Source organism: Psychrobacillus psychrotolerans (assembly GCF_900115805.1).
In the GTDB taxonomy this organism is placed as follows: Bacteria; Bacillota; Bacilli; order Bacillales_A; family Planococcaceae; genus Psychrobacillus; species Psychrobacillus psychrotolerans.
The window spans coordinates 372,711-393,047 of sequence record NZ_FOXU01000001.1; the positions used below are offsets into that span (position 1 = coordinate 372,711).

Annotated in this window: 19 protein-coding genes and 1 riboswitch; of the genes, 11 read left to right on the plus strand and 8 right to left on the minus strand. The window is 37.6% G+C overall.

The window, feature by feature from the left end:
- Positions 1 to 109: 109 nt before the first annotated feature.
- Positions 110 to 610 (minus strand): PPC domain-containing DNA-binding protein, encoded by a 501-nt coding sequence (locus BM260_RS02060; RefSeq protein ID WP_093534510.1) that lies wholly within the window; start codon positions 608 to 610, stop codon positions 110 to 112.
- Between the two features lie 153 nt (positions 611 to 763).
- A riboswitch (SAM riboswitch) is annotated at positions 764 to 878 on the plus strand.
- 92 nt (positions 879 to 970) lie between these two features.
- On the opposite strand from BM260_RS02060, the gene BM260_RS02065 reads away from it, so the two are divergent.
- The 6 genes from BM260_RS02065 to BM260_RS02090 all read left to right on the plus strand — a co-directional run bounded on the left by BM260_RS02065 (position 971) and on the right by BM260_RS02090 (position 6,707).
- Positions 971 to 1,792 carry a MetQ/NlpA family ABC transporter substrate-binding protein gene (locus BM260_RS02065; protein WP_093534512.1) on the plus strand — a complete coding sequence of 274 codons (822 nt, stop codon included), beginning with the start codon at positions 971 to 973 and terminating at the stop codon, positions 1,790 to 1,792.
- A 62-nt stretch (positions 1,793 to 1,854) separates the two neighbouring features.
- A complete protein-coding gene (locus BM260_RS02070; RefSeq protein WP_093534514.1) occupies positions 1,855 to 2,880 on the plus strand; it encodes a methionine ABC transporter ATP-binding protein in 1,026 nt (341 codons plus the stop codon).
- Entirely contained in the window at positions 2,873 to 3,544 is a 672-nt protein-coding gene (locus tag BM260_RS02075) for a methionine ABC transporter permease (RefSeq protein ID WP_093534516.1), read from the plus strand. The genes BM260_RS02070 and BM260_RS02075 overlap by 8 nt, the downstream gene beginning before the upstream one ends.
- Before the next feature lie 14 nt (positions 3,545 to 3,558).
- The gene (locus BM260_RS02080) at positions 3,559 to 4,335 is read left to right on the plus strand and encodes an enoyl-CoA hydratase/isomerase family protein (RefSeq protein WP_093534518.1); all 777 of its coding nucleotides are present in this window, start codon (positions 3,559 to 3,561) and stop codon (positions 4,333 to 4,335) included.
- A gap of 15 nt (positions 4,336 to 4,350) precedes the next feature.
- A complete protein-coding gene (locus BM260_RS02085) occupies positions 4,351 to 5,487 on the plus strand; it encodes an alpha-hydroxy-acid oxidizing protein (RefSeq protein WP_093534520.1) in 1,137 nt (378 codons plus the stop codon).
- Between the two features lie 26 nt (positions 5,488 to 5,513).
- Positions 5,514 to 6,707 carry a CaiB/BaiF CoA transferase family protein gene (locus BM260_RS02090; RefSeq protein ID WP_093535684.1) on the plus strand — a complete coding sequence of 398 codons (1,194 nt, stop codon included), beginning with the start codon at positions 5,514 to 5,516 and terminating at the stop codon, positions 6,705 to 6,707.
- A 63-nt stretch (positions 6,708 to 6,770) separates the two neighbouring features.
- Here the strand turns inward: BM260_RS02090 and BM260_RS02095 are convergent, their stop codons facing one another.
- Positions 6,771 to 7,664, minus strand: a complete 894-nt coding sequence (locus BM260_RS02095) for a manganese catalase family protein (protein ID WP_093534522.1) — start codon at positions 7,662 to 7,664, stop codon at positions 6,771 to 6,773.
- Positions 7,665 to 7,683: 19 nt separating this feature from the next.
- Positions 7,684 to 7,911 carry a YuzF family protein gene (locus BM260_RS02100; protein WP_093534524.1) on the minus strand — a complete coding sequence of 76 codons (228 nt, stop codon included), beginning with the start codon at positions 7,909 to 7,911 and terminating at the stop codon, positions 7,684 to 7,686.
- Positions 7,912 to 8,019: 108 nt separating this feature from the next.
- Here BM260_RS02100 and BM260_RS02105 point away from each other — a divergent pair, with 108 nt between their 5' ends.
- From BM260_RS02105 to BM260_RS02120, 4 genes are all read left to right on the plus strand, one after another.
- Positions 8,020 to 8,586, plus strand: a complete 567-nt coding sequence (locus BM260_RS02105; RefSeq protein WP_093534526.1) for an SLOG family protein — start codon at positions 8,020 to 8,022, stop codon at positions 8,584 to 8,586.
- Complete coding sequence (locus BM260_RS02110; protein WP_093534528.1) at positions 8,583 to 9,155, plus strand: hypothetical protein; 573 nt, start codon at positions 8,583 to 8,585, stop codon at positions 9,153 to 9,155. Before BM260_RS02105 ends, BM260_RS02110 begins: the two co-directional genes overlap by 4 nt.
- A 131-nt stretch (positions 9,156 to 9,286) precedes the next feature.
- Entirely contained in the window at positions 9,287 to 9,919 is a 633-nt protein-coding gene (locus BM260_RS02115; protein WP_093534530.1) for a spore coat protein, read from the plus strand.
- A 93-nt stretch (positions 9,920 to 10,012) separates the two neighbouring features.
- Positions 10,013 to 10,675 carry an HAD family hydrolase gene (locus BM260_RS02120; RefSeq protein ID WP_093534532.1) on the plus strand — a complete coding sequence of 221 codons (663 nt, stop codon included), beginning with the start codon at positions 10,013 to 10,015 and terminating at the stop codon, positions 10,673 to 10,675.
- 111 nt (positions 10,676 to 10,786) lie between these two features.
- On the opposite strand, the gene hisF is transcribed toward BM260_RS02120, so the two are convergent.
- From hisF to gltB, 4 genes are all read right to left on the minus strand, one after another.
- On the minus strand, positions 10,787 to 11,563 hold the full coding sequence (gene hisF / locus BM260_RS02125; protein ID WP_093534534.1) for an imidazole glycerol phosphate synthase subunit HisF: 777 nt from the start codon (positions 11,561 to 11,563) through the stop codon (positions 10,787 to 10,789).
- Position 11,564: 1 nt separating this feature from the next.
- Positions 11,565 to 12,176, minus strand: a complete 612-nt coding sequence (hisH, locus tag BM260_RS02130) for an imidazole glycerol phosphate synthase subunit HisH (RefSeq protein ID WP_093534536.1) — start codon at positions 12,174 to 12,176, stop codon at positions 11,565 to 11,567.
- Positions 12,177 to 12,269: 93 nt separating this feature from the next.
- Positions 12,270 to 13,754 (minus strand): glutamate synthase small subunit, encoded by a 1,485-nt coding sequence (gene gltD / locus BM260_RS02135; RefSeq protein ID WP_093534538.1) that lies wholly within the window; start codon positions 13,752 to 13,754, stop codon positions 12,270 to 12,272.
- Positions 13,755 to 13,771: 17 nt separating this feature from the next.
- Positions 13,772 to 18,304: a glutamate synthase large subunit gene (gltB, locus tag BM260_RS02140; protein ID WP_093534540.1), complete on the minus strand. Its 4,533-nt coding sequence runs from the start codon at positions 18,302 to 18,304 to the stop codon at positions 13,772 to 13,774.
- Positions 18,305 to 18,425: 121 nt separating this feature from the next.
- Here gltB and BM260_RS02145 point away from each other — a divergent pair, with 121 nt between their 5' ends.
- Positions 18,426 to 19,328 carry a LysR family transcriptional regulator gene (locus tag BM260_RS02145; RefSeq protein ID WP_093534541.1) on the plus strand — a complete coding sequence of 301 codons (903 nt, stop codon included), beginning with the start codon at positions 18,426 to 18,428 and terminating at the stop codon, positions 19,326 to 19,328.
- Between the two features lie 99 nt (positions 19,329 to 19,427).
- Here BM260_RS02145 and BM260_RS02150 read toward each other — a convergent pair whose 3' ends face one another.
- Positions 19,428 to 20,201 (minus strand): DUF2935 domain-containing protein, encoded by a 774-nt coding sequence (locus BM260_RS02150; protein WP_245762615.1) that lies wholly within the window; start codon positions 20,199 to 20,201, stop codon positions 19,428 to 19,430.
- Positions 20,202 to 20,337 lie beyond the last annotated feature (136 nt).

Below are 20,337 nucleotides of genomic sequence, written 5' to 3' on the forward strand. Positions count from 1 at the left end.
TATTTATTCGACTAAACCGCTGCGTTAGTTTAAGTGTAACACTTTTAACATAGCGATTTATTTTCACAAAAATGCCGCCCATTAAATGAGGCGGCATTTTCTAATTATGTTAAAGCTGATTAGGTTTATCTTTTTTCTTTTCTACCGGATAAAACTGGTTTGCACCTGTTTCTTCATCAAACTTCCGCTGAAAATCCATACCAATAGTTTCTGCCAACACTAAATCTACTGTAATAACAGGATTTTCCCCTTTCATAAAATGACCACCAAAAATATTGCCATATTGGTCACATATTGTCCCATGGAAATGTGTTTCAAACTGTCCATCTCTTTGACAGACAACTCCCGTCCCCTGCAAAAACTCGATTGGCCCCTCTTTGACAACGAGGTTATTGTACCCTACACCTATGGGTGAATCTTCGTTTGGTATCAAATAAACAAATCCACTTCTTTGAAAACTTCCAAAACAACTAAGAATTGTAGCAGAATTAATTCCATTCACTTTACACAATTCCTCTATTCCTTCTAGCAAATCAGTTCCATATACTAAACGCGCTCCTACTACCTTTCCTAGCTGACCAACTGCAAATTTTGCTCTTACTTTTGACAACGCTTACACACCCTTTTTGTATAATTATTTATTTTTATTAAACATATACTATTTAGAATGTTATACGCAACTACAAAAAAAGTAGGTTGACTTTAATAAGTTGATGTAGTAAATTATATTTTATGAACTGTTGAAAAACTTAATAGCTGATATCTCTTATCAAGAGTAGCTGAGGGACTGGCCCTATGAAGCTCGGCAACCATCCACCTAATAATCTATGTGGAAAGGTGCTAAATCCAGCAAAACAATTTGTTTTGATAGATAAGAGAGGACTAACGTATGTATGCGCCTCTCTTTCTTTTGAAAGAGAGGCTTTTATATTTATACAACGTTCTGAATAATTATTTGGAGGAATGGAAAATGAAGAAATTTGGATTTTTATTGTCAACGGTACTTTTATCTGGAGCTCTTGTAGCTTGTGGAGATGATGCAACTTCAGAAACTAAAGCGATTAATGAGGACAAAATAGTAGTTGGTGTAACTGCTGGGCCACATGAACAAATTGTAGAAGTGGCTGCTAAAGTGGCTGCTAAGGACGGATTAGAAGTTGAGCTTAAAGTTTTCTCTGACTATATTTTACCTAATACAGCCTTATCGGAAGAGGATTTAGATGCAAATAGCTATCAGCATGAGCCATTCCTAGATACGTTTAACGAAGACCATGGCACAGATTTAGTTCCTGTAGGAAAAACGATATTAAATCCAATGGGTGTCTATTCAGACAAATATGATTCTATAGATGACCTGCCAGATGGAGCAACTTTTGGTTTACCAAACGATCCAACAAATGGCGCTCGTGCATTATATATTTTAGAAGAAAATGGCTTTATCAAAATTAAAAAAGATAAAAGAGAATCAGCAAGTATTTATGACATTGAAGAAAACCCAAAAAACCTAGAATTTATTGAACTAGAAGCTGCTCAAATCCCGAAACAACTGAGTGAAGTAGATGCAGCTGCCATCAATACAAACTTTGCACTTGATGCAGGTATTAGTCCAAAAGAGGATTCCATATTACTAGAATCTTCCAATTCTCCTTACGTGAACTATATTGTAGTCCGTGCAGAAAACAAAGATGATCCGACAATCCAAAAGTTTATCAAAGCATATCAATCGGAAGAAGTTAAAAAATTCATCGAAGAAGAGTTTAAAGGTTCAGTTTTACCTAGCTGGGACGAATAATGGAGTCATAAACGTTACCGACTTCGGTAGCGTTTTCTTTAAAAAGAAAGGAAGATCGTGAAATGATTGTATTAGAAAATGTCTCGAAAGAGTTTAATAGTAAAAGTGGAACTGTAAAGGCAGTAAAACAAGTCAATATACGGGTAAATCAAGGAGAAATCCACGGTGTTATAGGATATAGTGGTGCTGGAAAAAGCACACTAATACGTTGTGTAAATTTACTGGAAAAACCTACAGAAGGTAAAGTTTTCATAAACGGCGTCGAACTTACTTCCTTACCCCTCCCTAAATTGCGTAAAACTCGCAATAAAGTTGGCATGATTTTTCAAGGATTTAACCTACTTAAAACAGCAACGGTTTATGATAATATCGCCATTCCACTAAAGCTACTCGGCTATAACAAAGACGAGGTAAAAAAACGGGTGGAGCAATATTTAGACATAGTTGGTTTAACTGACAAGCATACAAATTATCCTAACCAGTTATCAGGCGGACAAAAGCAACGTGTTGCTATCGCTCGCGCACTTGCTCAGGAGCCTGAAGTATTGCTTAGTGATGAAGCAACCAGTGCACTGGATCCAGAAACAACTGATTCCATCTTAGATTTGCTACTAAAGATCAATCGTGAATTAGGAATTACTATACTCTTAATCACGCATGAAATGAATGTCATTCAAAAAATTTGCGATCATGTATATGTCATGGAAAATGGAGTTATCGTGGAACAGGATACAGCTATTAATCTATTTACGAAGCCTACCCACCCTACTACCAAAAAGTTTTTAAATACAATTAGCCAACGGAATTTATCCAATTCATTGATTGCTCAGTTGAATGTTACAGGCGCTGTCAGTCGTTTAACATTTGTAGGGGAAAGTACTGGAAAACCGTTATTGGCAGAAGTTAGTCAAAAATTTAATGTTCAGCCAAACATTTTAACTGCTAATATAATCGAATTGAAGAATGGCATCGTCGGAAATATAGTCGTTCACTTAATTGGCGACAAAGAACAAGTGAAAAACGCTATTCACTATCTAGAAGCACAGGGTGTAGCAACGGAAGAATTGGAGGGACATTCTCATGAGTAGAACAGATCAATTTGTAGAGCAATGGCTACCGATTATTGGTGAATCTGTTGTAGAAACATTTCAAATGGTTAGTATTTCCCTTTTCTTCTCTGTACTAATCGGGATTCCATTAGGTATTTTAATCGTTTTAACTAGACCTGGTCAGGCATTGGCAAATAAGTTTATTTATCAATTAACTAATTTAATCATAAATATTGTACGTTCTATCCCGTTCATTATTTTACTATTCTTCATCTTGCCATTTACAAAACTCATCGTTGGAACAACTATTGGTGTGCAAGGAGTTATCGTGCCATTAGTCATTTATACAGCACCATATATTGCTAGACTAATGGAATCTGCCCTACTTGAAGTGGAGAACGGTGTTATTGAGGCATATACAGCAATGGGTATTAGTACAGGTGCCATCATTTGGAATGTCTTACTTCGTGAAGCTCGCCCTTCTATCGTTTTAGGGTTAACCATTTCAACGGTAAGTTTGATTGGAGCTACTGCAATGGCTGGAATGGTCGGAGCAGGTGGTTTAGGTGACTTGGCATATCGTTTCGGACATTTGCGCTATGAAGTAGATGTTATGTATGCAACAGTAGTCATTTTAATCATCCTAGTCCAAAGTATTCAATCTATCGGAAACCGTATTGCAGCGAATATTAAAAAAGACTAGTAGGAGGGTTACGAATGACAAATCTATTATATGTGGAGCGCAGTGAATCTATCGCAACAGTTGTTTTTAACAGATCAGACAAGAAGAATTCATTCTCACTGGCTATGTTTAAACAGCTAGGTGAATTATTGACTGAACTGGAGAAGGATTCAAAAGTTAAATTATTAATCCTTAAAGGAGTAGATGAAACTGCATTCTCTTCTGGTGCAGATATAACAGAGTTTCTAGAAAATCGTTTCTCTGCTCAAAAAGCAAAAGATTATAATGATGCAACTCTTGAATCTATTGAGAAATTATATCGTTTCCCTAAACCTACTATTGCCCTTATTAAAACATTAGCTATAGGCGGGGGATTAGAACTTGCAAATTCCTGTGACTTCCGATTCGCCTCTTCTGGTAGCAAGCTTGGGATAACCGCTGCAAACATTGGCATTATTTATAATCTCGTTAGTACGAAGCGCTTGGTAAATCTTATCGGCCCTACGAAAGCAAAGGAATTATTGTATACCGCTAAGCTAATAACAGCCGAAGAAGGAAAAGAAATTGGCTTAGTCGATTATATTTATCCATTGGGAGAAATTGAGGAAAAGTGTCTTGAATTCGCTCGTCAAATTATTCGTAAGTCTTCTGTTGCCAACAACGGGATAAAACAAGTAATTCAAGCAATTATTGATGGCGACAACGAAGAAACAGAAGAAATTGAAAAGCTAATTTTAGAATCTTTCAGCTCTGATGACTATAAAGAAGGCATTGAAGCGTTTTTAGAAAAAAGAAAACCAAATTTTGCATAAGAGGTGAACTTTGATATGTCTACGAATGATTTATTATTAAAAAGTATCGAGGCAAGTAAGCATTACCCGATAAATTTTACCGAATTGGAAGCTGCTGCAAAACAAGCATTAGAACCCGGTCCGTTTGGTTATATTCGTTCTTCTGCTGGTGGAGAAGAAACCTACAGAAAAAATACAGATTCCTTTTATAAGTACTCAATCATCCCCCGCTTTTTAACGGATGTGTCTACTTTAAATACAGAAGTAACGATTCTTGGACATACATATCCCCACCCCCTCTTTATAGCTCCTGTTGGAGTCAATAAAATAGCCCATGAAGACGGCGAATTGGCGGTTTCTAAAGCTGCGGCAAAATTGGAATTCCCATATATTCAAAGCACCGTGTCTAGTTATTCTATTGAAGAAATTGCCGCTGAAACAAAGGGAAGTTCAAAATGGTTCCAATTATATTGGTCCTCTCAACAGAAGGAAGTTTCCTTTAGTATGGTAAGAAGAGCAGAAGCTGCAGGTTATAAAGCAATTGTACTTACAGTCGATACGACGATGCTTGGATGGCGTGAGGAAGATATTCGCAATCAGTACTCTCCGTTAAAACGCGGTTTCGGACAAGGTAATTATGTGTCTGATCCAGTATTCATGTCCGCACTGAACGATCATTCTCAAGAAACTATTGTCCATAAAATTATTGAAAATATATACCATCCTACTTTAAACTGGACGAATATTTCCGAGTTACGTGAACATACAACACTACCAATTCTAATAAAAGGAATACTTCATCCGGAAGATGCTAAACTTGCCGTGGAAAAAGGAATAGATGGAATTATCGTTTCTAATCATGGGGGTCGCCAGTTAGATGGTGTTATTGCGAGTATCGATGCCCTTCCAGCAGTAGTTCAAGCAGTTAATGGACGAATCCCTATTTTATTTGATAGTGGAATTAGAAGAGGTTCTGATGCAGTAAAAGCTTTAGCACTTGGAGCAACAGCAGTTTGCATAGGTCGTCCAGTAATATGGGGATTAGCCAGTGGCGGACAGGAAGGCGTGGAACGCGTGTTAGAAAACTTCCTACAAGAAACTAGAGTTTCTATCTCCTTGAGTGGTGCGCGGAATCTAGAAGAAGTACAAAACCTACAGTTATTTAAGGATTAAGGATTTTATAAGGTGGTAGATTGGTGATGGAACAAGCATTAAATGGAATGAAAGTAGTTGATCTATCTCAAGTTCTCGCTGGACCCTATTGCACCATGGTTTTAGCTGACATGGGTGCAGACGTTATAAAAGTGGAAAAATTCCCAAATGGGGACGACACTCGAAGTATGGGTCCTTATATAAATGAAGAAAGCTATATGTATATGATGGTCAATCGGAACAAACGCGGAATATGCCTTAATTTAAAAACAGATAAAGGTCTTGAGGTATTATATAAACTTATTAAAGAAGCGGATGTTTTTATAGAAAATTATCGACCGGGAGTTACGAAAAAACTCGGCATTGATTATGACACGCTGAAAGCTTTAAATCCCGCTTTGATTTATTGTTCTATATCTGGTTATGGTCAAACAGGCCCGTATAAGGACAAAGGCGGCTATGATATTATGGCGCAAGGTCTTTCTGGTCTGATTGACATGACCGGAGAAAAAAATGGGAAACCTGTCAAAGTTGGAATCGCTATTCATGATATAGCTGCTGCTCAAACGGCCATTCAATCTATTTTGTCTGCCTATATTTATCGACTTAAAAAAGGGACTGGTCAATATATTGATGTCTCCCTTGTAGATTCTGGTCTTGCATGGACTGTGTGGGAAGCCGCAGCATATTTCGGCAAAGGTGAAGTGCCTCAAAGAAATGGAACAGCACATCGTGTTTCTGCTCCCTATCAAGGATTTAAAACACAGGATGGTTTTATCCTTATTGGTGCAGGCAATCAAAAACTCTGGGAAAAGTTTTGTTTACAAGTAGTCCATAAACCACAATGGCTTACAGATGAACGTTTTTTAACAAATAGTATTCGAGCAACTAACGCTAGCCAACTCGAGATGGAGATTGAGAAGGTTCTATGCAAACACCCCTCCTCCTACTGGCTAGACTTGCTAGATACATCGGGCGTACCTTCTGGACCCATCTATTCTTACGATCAAGCTTTAAATGATGAACATATTCTATCGAGAGAAATGATAGTAGATTACGAACATCCTTTAGCAGGTTCAATGAAAACACTAGGGTTTCCAGCTAAGTTTTCCGAAACACCAGGTCAATTTAGAACTCCCGCTCCTCTACTTGGACAGCATAACAAAGAAATACTCACGGAACTTGGATACAACGAACAGGAAACACAGTCATTGCTATCCTCCAAGGTTATCAATAACTAACGTTGGGCCTATCCCATTAAAAAGACCAATTGCACGGAGCAATTGGTCTTTTTAGTGGTAGATTTACATATTAGCCATTAGTCTTTTAGCAATAGCTTCATATTCATCCGGTCCTATTCCAGGTGCAAATTCTTCCGGGAGTGATCTTAAATCAGGAATATCATATCCTTTTGGACTTCCTTCTTTCACAACTAGCTTCTCACCACTCATAGGATTGTTACCTTTCCAAATCTGATTTATATCCTTGTAATCCCCTACATTATTCCACGTAAATAATACATTTCCATACCCTTGCTCTTCATACTTTCTTGCAGTATCAAAAACACGGTTGTCGAGGTTAGGAATTGGAAGCATTTTCGTCACATCTACCCCTGTTGCTATTTCAATCGCTTTTGCATATGCCAAAACATGCGTTCCTCCGCGCACAAGTAAATAGCCGATCATTTCTCGAGCTGTCGGATGATCTGTCATCTCATAGACGCGCATTTTATGTGTCCTAGCACCACATTCTAAAAAGAAGTTATGCAGTAAATCTAACACTAAGTTACCACTAGAAAATACATAATCACCTCTCCAAGGATTCCCCATAGAATCTCCTGCCAATGATGTTTGAGCATTTGCTATAAAAGCATACGTATTTCGTTTATCGATAGCATCTTGAAGAGGGGAACTGTTTGGATCACCAGTAAAAGAAGAATTTTTATTTAACAAGTTAATTGTATTTGATACAAGTTCCACATGACCAAACTCTTCGGCAGTAATACTTGCTACTAAATCATAAAATGGTTTTAATTTCTTTCTACCACGGAAATTAAAGGATTGATACATATAGTTATTTAATGTCGACATTTCCCCAAATTTCCCGCCGAGTAACTCTTGAACTGCCGATGCAGCATTTGCATCGCCATATTCAACTCTAGGTAGATCAATTAATAACTTATCCACTCGTTGAAACAAATAACATGCTCCTCTTTTTTTATTTAGTAGGTGAAATCCACACTATTTGCTGTATTCTAATGTAAAATGGAGTTCCACTTACATCTAATACTAGATGATCAGGTGCAATACCTTTAAGTATACCTTGCATGGTACTTCTAGTTGTTTGAATAGCAATCATTTTGTCCTTTAATCCTTTAGCTGCCTGGTAAACATAACCTTCAAATTGACTTACAAATTCGACCGTTCCCTGTGGCTTGTCGTTCATGGTCTATCCATCCTTTCCTAACAATCTTACTAGTGTATGACATAAGGTTTTATATGGTTACGAGAACATGCTATGATGGACTAAGACGTTTAGATAAGTTGGGTGATAATGATTAAGAGAATATTAGTAACAGGTTATAAAGCACATGAATTGGGAATATTTAAAGATACTCATGATGGGATTCCTATCATAAAAAAAGCAATAGAAACACAACTTCGTGTTTTGTTGGAGGAAGGTTTAGAGTGGGTAATATTAGGTGGTCAACAAGGTATAGAAACTTGGACTGCCGAGTTAATCCTAGTGCTTAAAGATGAGTATCCGCAGTTAAAGTTTGCCATAATTACCCCATTTTTAGAACAGGAAAAAAATTGGAATGAACAAAAGAAAGAAAAGTATGAGCGCCTATTAAGGCAAGCTGATTATCAGACAAGTGTCACAAAAAAACCGTATGAAGCTCCCTGGCAGTTTATAGAGCGAAATAAATTCGTTGTTCGTAATACCGATGGAATGTTAATAATTTACGACGAAGAAAATGAGGGCTCTCCAAAGTTCATCAAAAAATTAGCAGAGCAATATGCGGAAAAAAATGATTACCGAGTAATTACCATAGATGCATATGATCTTCAATTAATAGCAGAAGAAATAGCAGAAGAAGGAAGGAACCAATTTCTATGATTACAAACAAACTAACTAAAAAGATCGAAGAAGCTACAAACAATGAAATAACATTAACAATGGAGGAAAAAGATTTTGCAGAAAAAAACCTTTTACTCCCTGAAGGATTAAATATTCTTCCACAAGACTTATTTAACGATGCAATTATCGAAAGGTACAATAAAGAAACAGATGAGTTAATAGCTAAAGAGCCCACCTCATTTTTACAAACACCTGCATCCTATCTTAAAGACAATATGCAAGAATATGTTTATTTAGAAGCTAATATGTTGGATGTTGTAAGCGTAGATGCGATTGCAATTGAATATGATGAAGTGTTTGAAGTTTACACAGCAATGTTTGGTTTATTTATCCAAAAAAAATATACAGCAGAAATTAGAGCATTTTTAGATGAACATTACAATTCAGAGAAGATGCAATATAGTATAATGTTCGCAGGTAACGAAGGTTTATGGGAAATTAATTTACCGATAAATTATATAAAAGGATTCGATGATTCCTTTACTATGGAAGAAGTTTATCAATTATTATACTCATTAATCTTTAAATTAATGACGAATATTAAATAAGTTTTGATCCGCAATCCCAATAGAATGATATTGGGATTGTTTTTATTTTTTTATAGCTTGCATATTTGATGACTTTTTACTCAAACTACAAAGGATGTTCCATCAAAGTTTCTACAAGGAGGAAAATTGGAATGACACAAAATCCATTTGGACAAGGTCAAGGTCAAACGCATCAAAATATGCAAACTGGTAATATCTCACAAAACATGAATCATGGTGGTCATGAGGTATTTGACGTCCATGAAGTTTTAGGGACTGTTATTTCCGGATTAAATTTAAAAGTACTTCTACGTCCCCATGTAAAAGACCAGGAACTGCTAAGTATTTTAGACCGTCAATATGCATTTGCATTAGACGAATATAATATTACCGTTGAATGCTTTAAAACAGGTGCAGATCCTTCCCATCCAACTACTAGCTATAAAATGCAAACTGGAAATGACTTCATATATGGGATAAAACCTTCCCAACCTAAAAAGCCAATTCAATCTGCCAATGAGCTTTCAGACGAACTGATTTCTGGATACCTTCTTGGTGCCGCTAAAGCTTCCGCAACTATTAAAACTACCGCTGCACTTGAAACAACTAATCCTGTTGTTCGCCGAGTACTTGCAGATTCCATTCCAAATTGTATTGAAATGGCTTATGAGCTCTCTATTTATCAAAACAAACACCATTATTACCAAGTACCTCAGTTGGATCAACAAAGTATGCAAGCTCTGACGAATTCATATGCCCCTGCACAAGGAAATATGATGAGCTAAATAACAAATTTCGCCCCATGAGATTGGGGCGATTTTTTGTTTGTTCATGTATAATAATTTTATGAATTATTAATGGAGAAAAGGGTGAAATTTATGCGAGTAGCTATTTTTGATTTTGATGGTACTATCTATGCGGAAGAAACATTCACACTACTAATGAAACATTTAAAAGAACACCCTACTTATCATTCCTCATACAAACGTTTTTATCGCGCTATTGTTCCACCGTACATAGCAAATAAGTTAAAGTTATATCCGGACAACAAAATGAAAAAGCGTTCCATGCAATTATATTTAGAGGCATTTAATGGACTGACAAAACAAGAAATGGATATCTATTTTAGTGAAATTAAAGCTACTATGCAGCAAGATTTCAACGCAAAAGTATTAGAAAGACTCAAACGTCACCAGGAAGAGAATATTCATATATTACTAGTATCTGGTGCGTATACGCAGTTTTTAGAACGTGTAACGGATGGTCTCGTGTTCAATCAGATTATTGGAACCGATATATTTTATAAGGACGACAAAGTTTACACAAAGAATGCAATCAACCATGTAAACGGCCAGCAAAAAACGTTGAAGGTTCATGAAGCTTTGGATGGTCATCAAATAGATTGGGAAAATAGTTATGCATATGGAGATAGCTTTTCAGACATGCCTGTATTAGAGCTTGTAGGAAATCCAGTTGCTGTTAGACCCGAGGAAAAGCTCAGAAGCCTAGCAAATGCACGCGGTTGGGAAGTAATGGACTGAGTACATTAGGAAATTTAATAAATTGTTGGACGACATTTCGGCAGGCTATTCAAGCGATTGTCCCTTCTACCAAAAACGACCTAGTCTCCATACCGAGACTAGGTCGTTTTATTAAGTAAGTCGGACATTCACATTCTTTGAATGTAAGTAAGATTTTATTTCTCCAATTGTGTAGTCTCCGTAGTGAATCATGGATGCTACTAAAGCCGCATCAGCTTTACCGTCAGAGAAGACTTCTTCGATATGTTCGATCTTCCCTGCCCCACCTGAAGCGATAATAGGAATATTAACTTTTTCAGATAATAACTTGATCAGTGCTACATCATAACCGTTTTTCATGCCGTCCTTATGGATACTTGTGCAAATAATTTCTCCAGCACCTAAGTCAGCTGCTTGCTGCGCCCACTCCACAACATCCATTCCTGTTTTCTCATGACCAGAATGTGTATAAACTTCCCATCTAATAATTTCTTGGTCATCATTATAGATTGGCATGGCATCTAAGCCTAATACGACACATTGTTTACCATAAATATCTGCTGCTTCCTTCAGTAACTCTGGGCGCATTACTGCCGCCGAGTTGACTCCAACTTTGTCTGCCCCAGCCCGTAGTAAATTTTTAAAGTCATCTACTGTGCGCACCCCTCCGATAACGGAAAATGGAATATTTACTTGTTCGGCCACCCTTTGGATCCATTCCAATTTTACATCTTGGTTTTTTAAAGAAGCGGTCGTATCAAGATAGATTAATTCATCCGCACCATCTTCCGTATACTTTTTACCAAGTTCGGCAGGATCACCAATAATAGTAGGATTTCTAAATTGAATATACTTCACTGCTTGATCATTTAGTACATCGATGGCTGGTACAATTCGTTTTCTTAACATCTTATTTATCTCCTTGCTTACAGTAGTTATCTAAAAGTTGGATGCCGTATTTACCACTTTTTTCTGGATGAAATTGTACGCCCATTACTTGTGAATTACCAATAACGGAAGCGAAATTTATACCATAATTTGTCTCTCCTAAAATATCTTCCCGATTTTCCGGCATAGCAAAATAAGAATGCACAAAGTAAAAGTCTGTTTCTTCTGGAATATTTTCAAAAAGAAAATGATTTTGTACATCTGTCACTTGGTTCCAACCCATATGGGGAATTTTCTCCGATTCATCGGTAAATTCAGGTACACTGCCTTTTAGAAATCCGAGGCAATCCACATTTCCTTCCTCGCTCTTTTCTAATAAAAGCTGCATCCCAAGACAGATACCAAGTAATGGAATACCATCTGAAACTCTTTCTTTTAAGTAATCACTTAAACCGCTCCGATCCAACACATCCATCGCCACTTTTGCATTTCCAACGCCAGGCAGGATAAGCTTGGTAATTTCATCGGTATGATCACTAGCTTTTGTAATAAGTTTTGTTTCATAGCCAAGCTGCTTGATCGCTTTTAACACACTATGTAAATTACCTGCACCATAATCTATAATACCAATCATGTTATTGCCTCCATATTCGTTATGTAACTATTATGACATCTTATGACCAAAAACGGAACAAAAACTTTAGTTCACTAGCACGGTAAAAACCGGTCATGAGACTATGACCGGTTTTTTACTAACATATTCATTTACTCGTTTAGCTACTTCTTGCCCTTCTTTGATAGCCCAAACAATTAAACTTTGCCCTCTTCTAGCATCGCCAGCTGTAAAGATTCCCTCTTCATTTGTTTGATAATCTTTAGAAGATGCAGCAATCTTTTTATTGGTCATTTGTACCCCAAATTGGTCCGGCAATGTAGTTTCTGCTCCTTCAAAGCCAATAGCAACAAAAACAAACTGAGCAGGCCATATCTTTTCTGTACCTGGCACTTCTTTAAAAAAGTAGAAGCCGTCTTCTCCAAGAATTTTCTCCATTTGAATCGTATGCAGTTCTTTTAAATGACCATTCGTATCTGCAACGATTTTCTTCGTCTGAATTAAATACTCTCTTGGATCTTTTCCAAACTTTGCATCTGCCTCTTCATAAGCATATTCAAGTTTAAATATAGAAGGGTCCGTCGGCCATTGATTATCATCTGCTCGTGTTAATGGCAATTGAGGGTGCTTCCCAAATTGAACTACACTTCGACATTTTTGTCGTAGGGCTGTCGCCACACAGTCTGCTCCCGTATCCCCACCACCAATTACGATGACATCTTTCCCTTTCGTATTGATGAACTGATTATCCTTAAAATCTGAATCCAATAGACTCTTTGTAGTCGTCGTTAGATATTCCATCGCAAGATGTATCCCTTTAGAGTCACTGCCCTCCATATGGAGCACACGTTGTTTTTGTGCTCCTATACATAAGATTACGGCATCGAACTGTTCCTTTAGCTGGTCTGCCGAAATATCTATACCTACTTCCGTGTTCAGGACAAAATCTATACCTTCTTGCTGGAGTATCTGAATTCGACGCTCTACTATATCTTTTTCCAGCTTCATATTCGGAATTCCATACATAAGAAGACCTCCCGCTCGATCAGCTCTCTCGAAAATGGTAACGGAATGTCCCGCCTGATTGAGCTCATCTGCACTGGCAAGACCAGCCGGCCCTGAGCCGATAATAGCTATTTTCTTCCCAGTTCTCGCCAATGGGATTCTTGGTACGATCCACCCATTTTCAAATCCTTTATCAATAATAGTACGCTCAATATTCTTGATGGAAACTGCTGGATCTGAAATAGCTAAAGTACATGACCCTTCGCATGGTGCCGGACAAACTCTCCCAGTAAACTCCGGGAAATTATTAGTCATCAGCAATCTTTCTAATGCTTCTTCCCATTTCCCTTTATATACTAAATCGTTCCACTCTGGAATAAGGTTATTTATAGGACAACCGGAAGTTGCCCCCCTAACCTCAATACCCATATGACAAAATGGAGTTCCACAGTCCATACATCTTGCCCCTTGTTTTTGTAAGGACACATCCGATAGTTTAGAAGAATATTCCTTCCAATTATTTATACGTTTGAGAGGGGCCACCTCTTTACCTTTTTCACGCTCATATTCCATAAACCCTGTAGGTTTTCCCATAAGTATCTCCCCTCTCCTTATTTTTTCGCTAGTACTTTCTTTTCCTTTTTTTCCACACTCGAAGTTGCCAAAAATGCTTGCATTGCAGCAGCATCGTCTGTTAAGCCTTGAACTTTGAACGATTGAATTTTATCCACCATTTTTTTATAATCATTTGGTACAACTTTCACAAATCGACTAGATGCTTCATCCCAATTGTCTAAGAGATTCATAGCTTTTGTGCTTTTCGTATAATAATAATGATCCATGATTAATTGGCGTACAGCATGTAGCTCATCTGCAGTTTGAATTTGTTCAAACCCAATCATCTCTGGATTACACTTTTCTTTAAAGCCACTCACATCATCCACAAGAACATACGCAATTCCACCCGACATTCCTGCTCCAAAATTCTTTCCTACATCTCCTAATATAACCGCTCGACCACCTGTCATGTATTCACAGCCATGATCGCCAATACCTTCAACGACAACGTCGACACCACTATTTCGTACTGCAAAGCGCTCCCCAGCACGGCCATTGATAAAAGCAGTTCCACTCGTTGCCCCGTAAAGCGCAACATTTCCAGCAATAACATTTTGTTCTGCTTTTCCTTGAATCGGTGCTGTTACGATTAGTTTTCCGCCAGATAAGCCTTTCCCAAAATAGTCATTTACATCGCCGGTTATATACATCGACATTCCTTTTGGTATAAATGCCCCAAAACTTTGGCCAGCTGCTCCTGTAAATCTTAAAACAATGGAATCATCCACTAACCCTCGCGCTCCATATTTTTTAGAGATTTCACTTCCAATTATGGTACCTACTACACGTTCTCTGTTAGTTATAGGGAAATACAATTCTGCTTTTGACTGACTTTCTATTACCTTTTCCAGTTTTGGTAACAATACACGCATATCAAATGATTCATCAATTTTATGATCCTGTAATGTATTCCAAGTTCTCGGTCCTTCTGGTTGATATAAAAGAGCCTCTAGATTTAGCTGTTTTGCTTTCCAATGGGATTTAGCACGTTCACTAACTTGCAATACATCGGTTCTACCGACCATTTCTTCCATTGTTCTGAATCCTAATAATGCCATGTATTCTCGAACTTCTTCTGCTACAAACTTCATAAAGTTAACTACATAATCTGCCGTTCCAGTAAATTTATCACGCAACTCTGGATTTTGTGTCGCAATTCCAACTGGACATGTATCTAAATGACATGCTCGCATCATGATACAACCCATTACAATAAGTGGTGCTGTTGCAAAACCATATTCTTCTGCGCCAAGCAAAGCTGCCATTACTACGTCTTTACCTGTCATTAACTTGCCATCAGTTTCTAACACAACTCGGTCGCGCAAACCATTTAGCATTAACGTTTGATGTGCTTCTGCAAGGCCTAATTCCCACGGAAGACCGGTATGTTTTATGCTCGTTTTAGGTGATGCACCAGTTCCACCATCGTATCCACTAATTACAATTACATCTGCTGCCCCTTTTGCTACCCCAGCAGCAATTGTTCCTACACCTGATTTTGCAACAAGTTTAACACTGATCCTAGCTGCTCTATTTGCATTTTTTAAATCATGTATTAATTGAGACATATCTTCAATTGAGTAAATATCATGATGTGGTGGTGGAGAGATGAGCCCTACTCCTGTAGTTGAACCACGAACATCTGCAACCCAAGGATATACTTTGTTACCAGGTAATTGCCCACCTTCTCCTGGTTTTGCCCCTTGCGCCATTTTAATCTGCAATTCATTTGCTTGAACGAGATAATGACTCTTAACACCAAATCGACCAGATGCAATTTGCTTAATAGCACTGCGACGATTATCGCCGTTTGCATCCAGTTCATAACGACTAGGGTGTTCACCGCCTTCTCCGCTATTACTTTTACCACCTATTCGATTCATCGCAATAGCTAGTGTTTCGTGTGCTTCTTGGCTTAAAGAACCATAGGACATAGCGCCCGTTTTAAAACGTTTAACTATTGATTCGACAGATTCTACTTCCTCTAGAGGAATTTTTTTAATTGCTTTATCAAAGGTCAGTAGATTTCTTAAGAACCCGATACGCTCCTCATTGGCCATTTGCGCATATTGTCTATATAAACCATAATCCCCTCTTCTAGTTGCCCATTGTAGCGTATGAATTGTTTTTGGATTGAAGGCATGATGTTCTCCCGTATTTCTCCATTGAAAATCACTACCAGATTCTAAAGAATCACTAGTCGAAAGAATTGCTTGTTCATGTCTTTTGTTAGCTTCATTCGCAATTGTTGCTAGGTCAATTCCACCAAGTTGTGAAACCGTTCCAGTAAAATATCGTTCAATTACGTCCTTACTAATTCCAACTGCTTCAAAAATTTGTGCACCACGATAACTTTGTACAGTGGAAATGCCCATTTTCGACATTACTTTTACTACTCCATCTGCTATTCCTTTACTATATTTAGCAACTGCATCTGGATAACTCCTCGTTATGTGCCCATCCTGTATTGCCTCGGCAATCGTCGCGTAAGCTAAATAGGGATTAATAGCATCTACCCCAAAGCCGATAAGTGCAGCAAACTGATGTACCTCACGTACCTCACCCGATTCAACAATAATACTCACCTTTGTCCGATTACCAGTTCGCAGTAAATGCTGGTGCACATGACTTGCTGCTAACAAAACTGGAATGGTCTGCTGTTGTACCGAAATACCTCTATCTGAAAGTATGAAGAGAGAGATTCCTTGGTCGATCAATTCATCCACTTTTTTGGATAGAAGGTCCAAGTCAATTTCTAAGTCTTCAGACATATTCAGTTGGAGTGAAGCAGCAGTAAATGATTTTATACTATTCTTTTTAATATGTGCTAGTTGGCTATTTGTTAAAATAGGTGTTTCTAAGAAAATCCGTTTTGCATTTGACGCATTCGGATGTAGTAGGTCACCTTCCGCTCCAAGCAGTGTCATCGTTGAAGTTACAATATGCTCCCTAATCGAATCAATCGGAGGATTAGTAACCTGCGCGAATAGCTGTTTAAAGTAATTGAATAACGACTGGGGACGATCAGATAATACCGCTAAAGGAGTGTCGTTCCCCATCGATCCAATTGGGTCCTTCCCGTCTAACGCTATCGGAATCATATATTTATGCACATCTTCATACGTATAGCCAAATACTTTCTGACGGAATAACAAATCCTCTAGTTGCTCTACTTTTTCTTCGATCGCTGGTAGTTTATACATATTATCTGTTAACCATTGCTGATAAGGCTGCGCTTGAGCCATTTCTGATTTAATCTCTTCATCCGAAATAATTCTGCCTTTTTCCAAATCTACTAATAGCATTCTGCCAGGACTTAGACGCTCTTTATATAAAATATTTTCTTCTTCAATATCTACAACCCCAACTTCAGAGGAAAACACAATATAATCATCTTTCGTAACCAAATAACGCGCTGGGCGTAATCCATTGCGGTCTAAAATAGCACCTATCTGTTTGCCGTTTGTAAAAGAAATTGCTGTTGGTCCATCCCATGGTTCCATTAAACTGCTATGATATGCATAGAAAGCTTTCTTTTCTTCTGTGATATGAGGATTCTCAGTCCAAGGTTCAGGAATAAGCATCATAGCTGTATGGGCAGGAGTTCTACCTGCTAAAACAAACAACTCAAATGCATTGTCTAGCATAGAAGAGTCACTACCATTTGTATCGATAACTGGTAGTAACTTGGTTAAGTCCTCACCAAAGGCTTTGGAAACAAATTGTTTTTCTCGAGCCTTCATCCAATTGATATTGCCTCGCAATGTGTTGATCTCCCCATTGTGAACTATATAGCGATTGGGATGTGCTCGCTCCCAACTCGGAAATGTATTTGTACTATAACGGGAATGTACAAGTGAAAATGCAGAAGTGAATAGTTCATCCTGTAAATCTACATAAAACAAATCTACCTCTTCTGGAGTTAGCAATCCTTTGTAAACAATTGTTTGACTAGAAAGGCTTGCACAATAGAATTTAAGGCTTTGATGACCAGCCCAATGTTCCGCTTGCTTGCGGATAATATATAGTTTGCGTTCAAAAGCTAATGATTCCATTTCATTATTTGCCTGAATAAAAACCTGGCGAACGAAAGGTACTGTTTCCCTTGCTTTATCGCTTAACATGCTTGTATCGATTGGTACTGTTCTCCAGCCAATCAGAACTTGCCCTTCTGCAACTATCAAATCATTTATTTTTTGTTCGATTAGTTCGCGTTCGTTGGAATCGTTTGTGAAAAATAACATTCCGACTCCGTATTTACCTTTTTCAGGTAAATCCCATTCATTACATACAACACGAAAGAATATGTCAGGTATTTGAACCATTAAGCCTGCTCCATCCCCCGTTTTACCATCGCCACCTCTGCCAGCGCGGTGCTCTAAGCGACATAACATCTCAAGTCCTTTTTTTACGATATCGTGTGTTGCATTACCTTTTATATGTGCGTATAAACCTATCCCACATGCGTCATGTTCAAAAGACGGGTCATACATACCTTGTGCTTGTGGTAGTTGATGAAATGTCATGTTTATACCTCCCTTTAACCTAAAAAAGTGTCTTAAGAATATTGTATGTTTTCAAAATAATATAAACAATATATAATTTGGATATAAACCATCTAATATTGAGATAGATAAGGAGAATTCGATGGAACTACGCCAATTGAGATACTTTATAGAAGTAGCAGAAAGAGAGCATATTTCGGAGGCTGCAGTCCATTTACATGTTGCTCAGTCCGCAGTTAGTAGACAGATAGCGAATTTAGAGGATGAACTCGGAGTTCAATTATTTGAACGGATCGGTAGAAATGTAAAGCTAACACCAATAGGTAAGATTTTCTTAGACCACAGTGTCTCTGCTATTAAAGCCATCGATTTTGCCAAGAAACAAATTGATGAATATTTAAACCCTGAAATAGGAACTATTAAAATTGGCTTCCCAACAAGCTTAGCAGGCCACTTGTTGCCGACAGTAATTTCTGCATTTAAAAAGGAGCATCCAAACGTTGCTTTTCACTTGCGACAGGGATCTTACAATTATTTAATAGAAGCGGTTAAACAGCGTGAGCTCAACTTGGCGTTTTTAGGCCCACTTCCTCCCAAAGATAGTAATTTAAATAACACGATTCTTTTTACCGAGAATTTTTCCGTTCTTTTAAATGCCAACCATCCCTTTGCGAAAAGAAGTAAGATTCCTCTTATTGATCTTCGCAATGAGGATTTTGTTCTTTTCCCTGAGGGCTATATTATGCAAAAACTAGTGGTCGAAGCATGCAACTCTGTTGGTTTTACACCAAAAATTACCTCAGAGGGTGAGGATATGGATGCGATTAAAGGTTTAGTAGCCGCAGGTATTGGTCTAACACTGTTGCCAGAAAGCACTTTTTATGACTCTACACCTAGATTCACGAAGAAAATCCCTCTTGATTTACCTAATATTCGAAGAACAGTCGGAATCATTAGTCCGGCTTCCAGGAATCTATCACCTTCTGAAAAAGTATTTCATGATTTCGTTGTACAATTTTTCTCATTGCTTGGGCAATATCAGTAACCGAACATACATCTTCCTCTTAAAACCATAAAGAACCGGGCATTTTACACGCCCGGTTCTTTTAATTTCAACCTAACATAATGCCCTGCATAAATGCGATTATTTTTTATCAGCATTGGTGGATTCGGCCACTTTTGATAAATAATATTGTTCTTCTCTTGCCATATGGTCAGCCATAGATACAGTAAAAGTTCCAAGCACCTCTGCATTTAGTTCCATTTCTTCTAATTCATCTAGAAAAGCTAAAAACAGAGTTATTTCTAACTCTACATTATCATTAAATCTATTTAATGCTGGGAACTTGTTGATATTCGTGCGTAGGTAACCAGTCAATTCAACCGCTTTCAAATAAAACTGTTCAAAATGTTTGGCAAAGATTTCACTTTTTTCTTTTAGTCTTTTCTCTGTGTCATCCATTCGAGCATCAATTGCACCAGCATGACCAGAAGCATCCAGTAGCCAAATTAGATGGTGATGCAATTCATGATAAATAGCTGGTACTTCCCCTTTTTCCAGATAGCTTAATACCAGTTGATATTCTTCTAACTCGTTTACCATATGACTTATAAAGGTAGGCGTAAGGTGAATCCCCATCTCCCCTAGTAAATGCCTTTTGATAATGGACAATTTAAATGATTTTAATTGATCCACATATTCTGCGACAATATTAGCAAAAGAAATAGCATTTGTTTCGTTCAAAGCATTTACTTGAGAAAAAAGTTGATCGAAATGTTTTATGAAATAATTCGCCTTCTCGATGTCCTTCTTTTGAGAAGGATAGAGCGAATCATGAATAAAGCGAGAATGATCTCCTAGCACGCGAAGCCAAAACTGATGTTCAAAGACAGCACTTTTCAAGTAATTATTTTCCAACCATACATCTCCTTTAGTTTGCCTCTCCTTCAATTTATTCATCTTATATTGTTTTATTAATAAAATTATATAAAACCGTAAATGCCAACAATATTTAAAAGCCAATTCTTTAAATGGCTTTTAACATAAATCATAA

Bases quoted from the DNA above. Each gene is read 5' to 3' on its own strand.
- gltB (WP_093534540.1), bottom strand. From the start codon at position 18,304: ATGACATTTCATCAACTACCACAAGCACAAGGTATGTATGACCCGTCT.
- gltD (WP_093534538.1), bottom strand. From the start codon at position 13,754: ATGGGAAAACCTACAGGGTTTATGGAATATGAGCGTGAAAAAGGTAAA.
- BM260_RS02105 (WP_093534526.1), top strand. From the start codon at position 8,020: ATGATTAAGAGAATATTAGTAACAGGTTATAAAGCACATGAATTGGGA.
- BM260_RS02110 (WP_093534528.1), top strand. From the start codon at position 8,583: ATGATTACAAACAAACTAACTAAAAAGATCGAAGAAGCTACAAACAAT.
- BM260_RS02120 (WP_093534532.1), top strand. From the start codon at position 10,013: ATGCGAGTAGCTATTTTTGATTTTGATGGTACTATCTATGCGGAAGAA.
- BM260_RS02100 (WP_093534524.1), bottom strand. From the start codon at position 7,911: ATGAACGACAAGCCACAGGGAACGGTCGAATTTGTAAGTCAATTTGAA.
- BM260_RS02090 (WP_093535684.1), top strand. From the start codon at position 5,514: ATGGAACAAGCATTAAATGGAATGAAAGTAGTTGATCTATCTCAAGTT.
- BM260_RS02070 (WP_093534514.1), top strand. From the start codon at position 1,855: ATGATTGTATTAGAAAATGTCTCGAAAGAGTTTAATAGTAAAAGTGGA.
- BM260_RS02085 (WP_093534520.1), top strand. From the start codon at position 4,351: ATGTCTACGAATGATTTATTATTAAAAAGTATCGAGGCAAGTAAGCAT.
- BM260_RS02075 (WP_093534516.1), top strand. From the start codon at position 2,873: ATGAGTAGAACAGATCAATTTGTAGAGCAATGGCTACCGATTATTGGT.
- BM260_RS02115 (WP_093534530.1), top strand. From the start codon at position 9,287: ATGACACAAAATCCATTTGGACAAGGTCAAGGTCAAACGCATCAAAAT.
- hisF (WP_093534534.1), bottom strand. From the start codon at position 11,563: ATGTTAAGAAAACGAATTGTACCAGCCATCGATGTACTAAATGATCAA.
- BM260_RS02065 (WP_093534512.1), top strand. From the start codon at position 971: ATGAAGAAATTTGGATTTTTATTGTCAACGGTACTTTTATCTGGAGCT.
- BM260_RS02080 (WP_093534518.1), top strand. From the start codon at position 3,559: ATGACAAATCTATTATATGTGGAGCGCAGTGAATCTATCGCAACAGTT.
- hisH (WP_093534536.1), bottom strand. From the start codon at position 12,176: ATGATTGGTATTATAGATTATGGTGCAGGTAATTTACATAGTGTGTTA.
- BM260_RS02145 (WP_093534541.1), top strand. From the start codon at position 18,426: ATGGAACTACGCCAATTGAGATACTTTATAGAAGTAGCAGAAAGAGAG.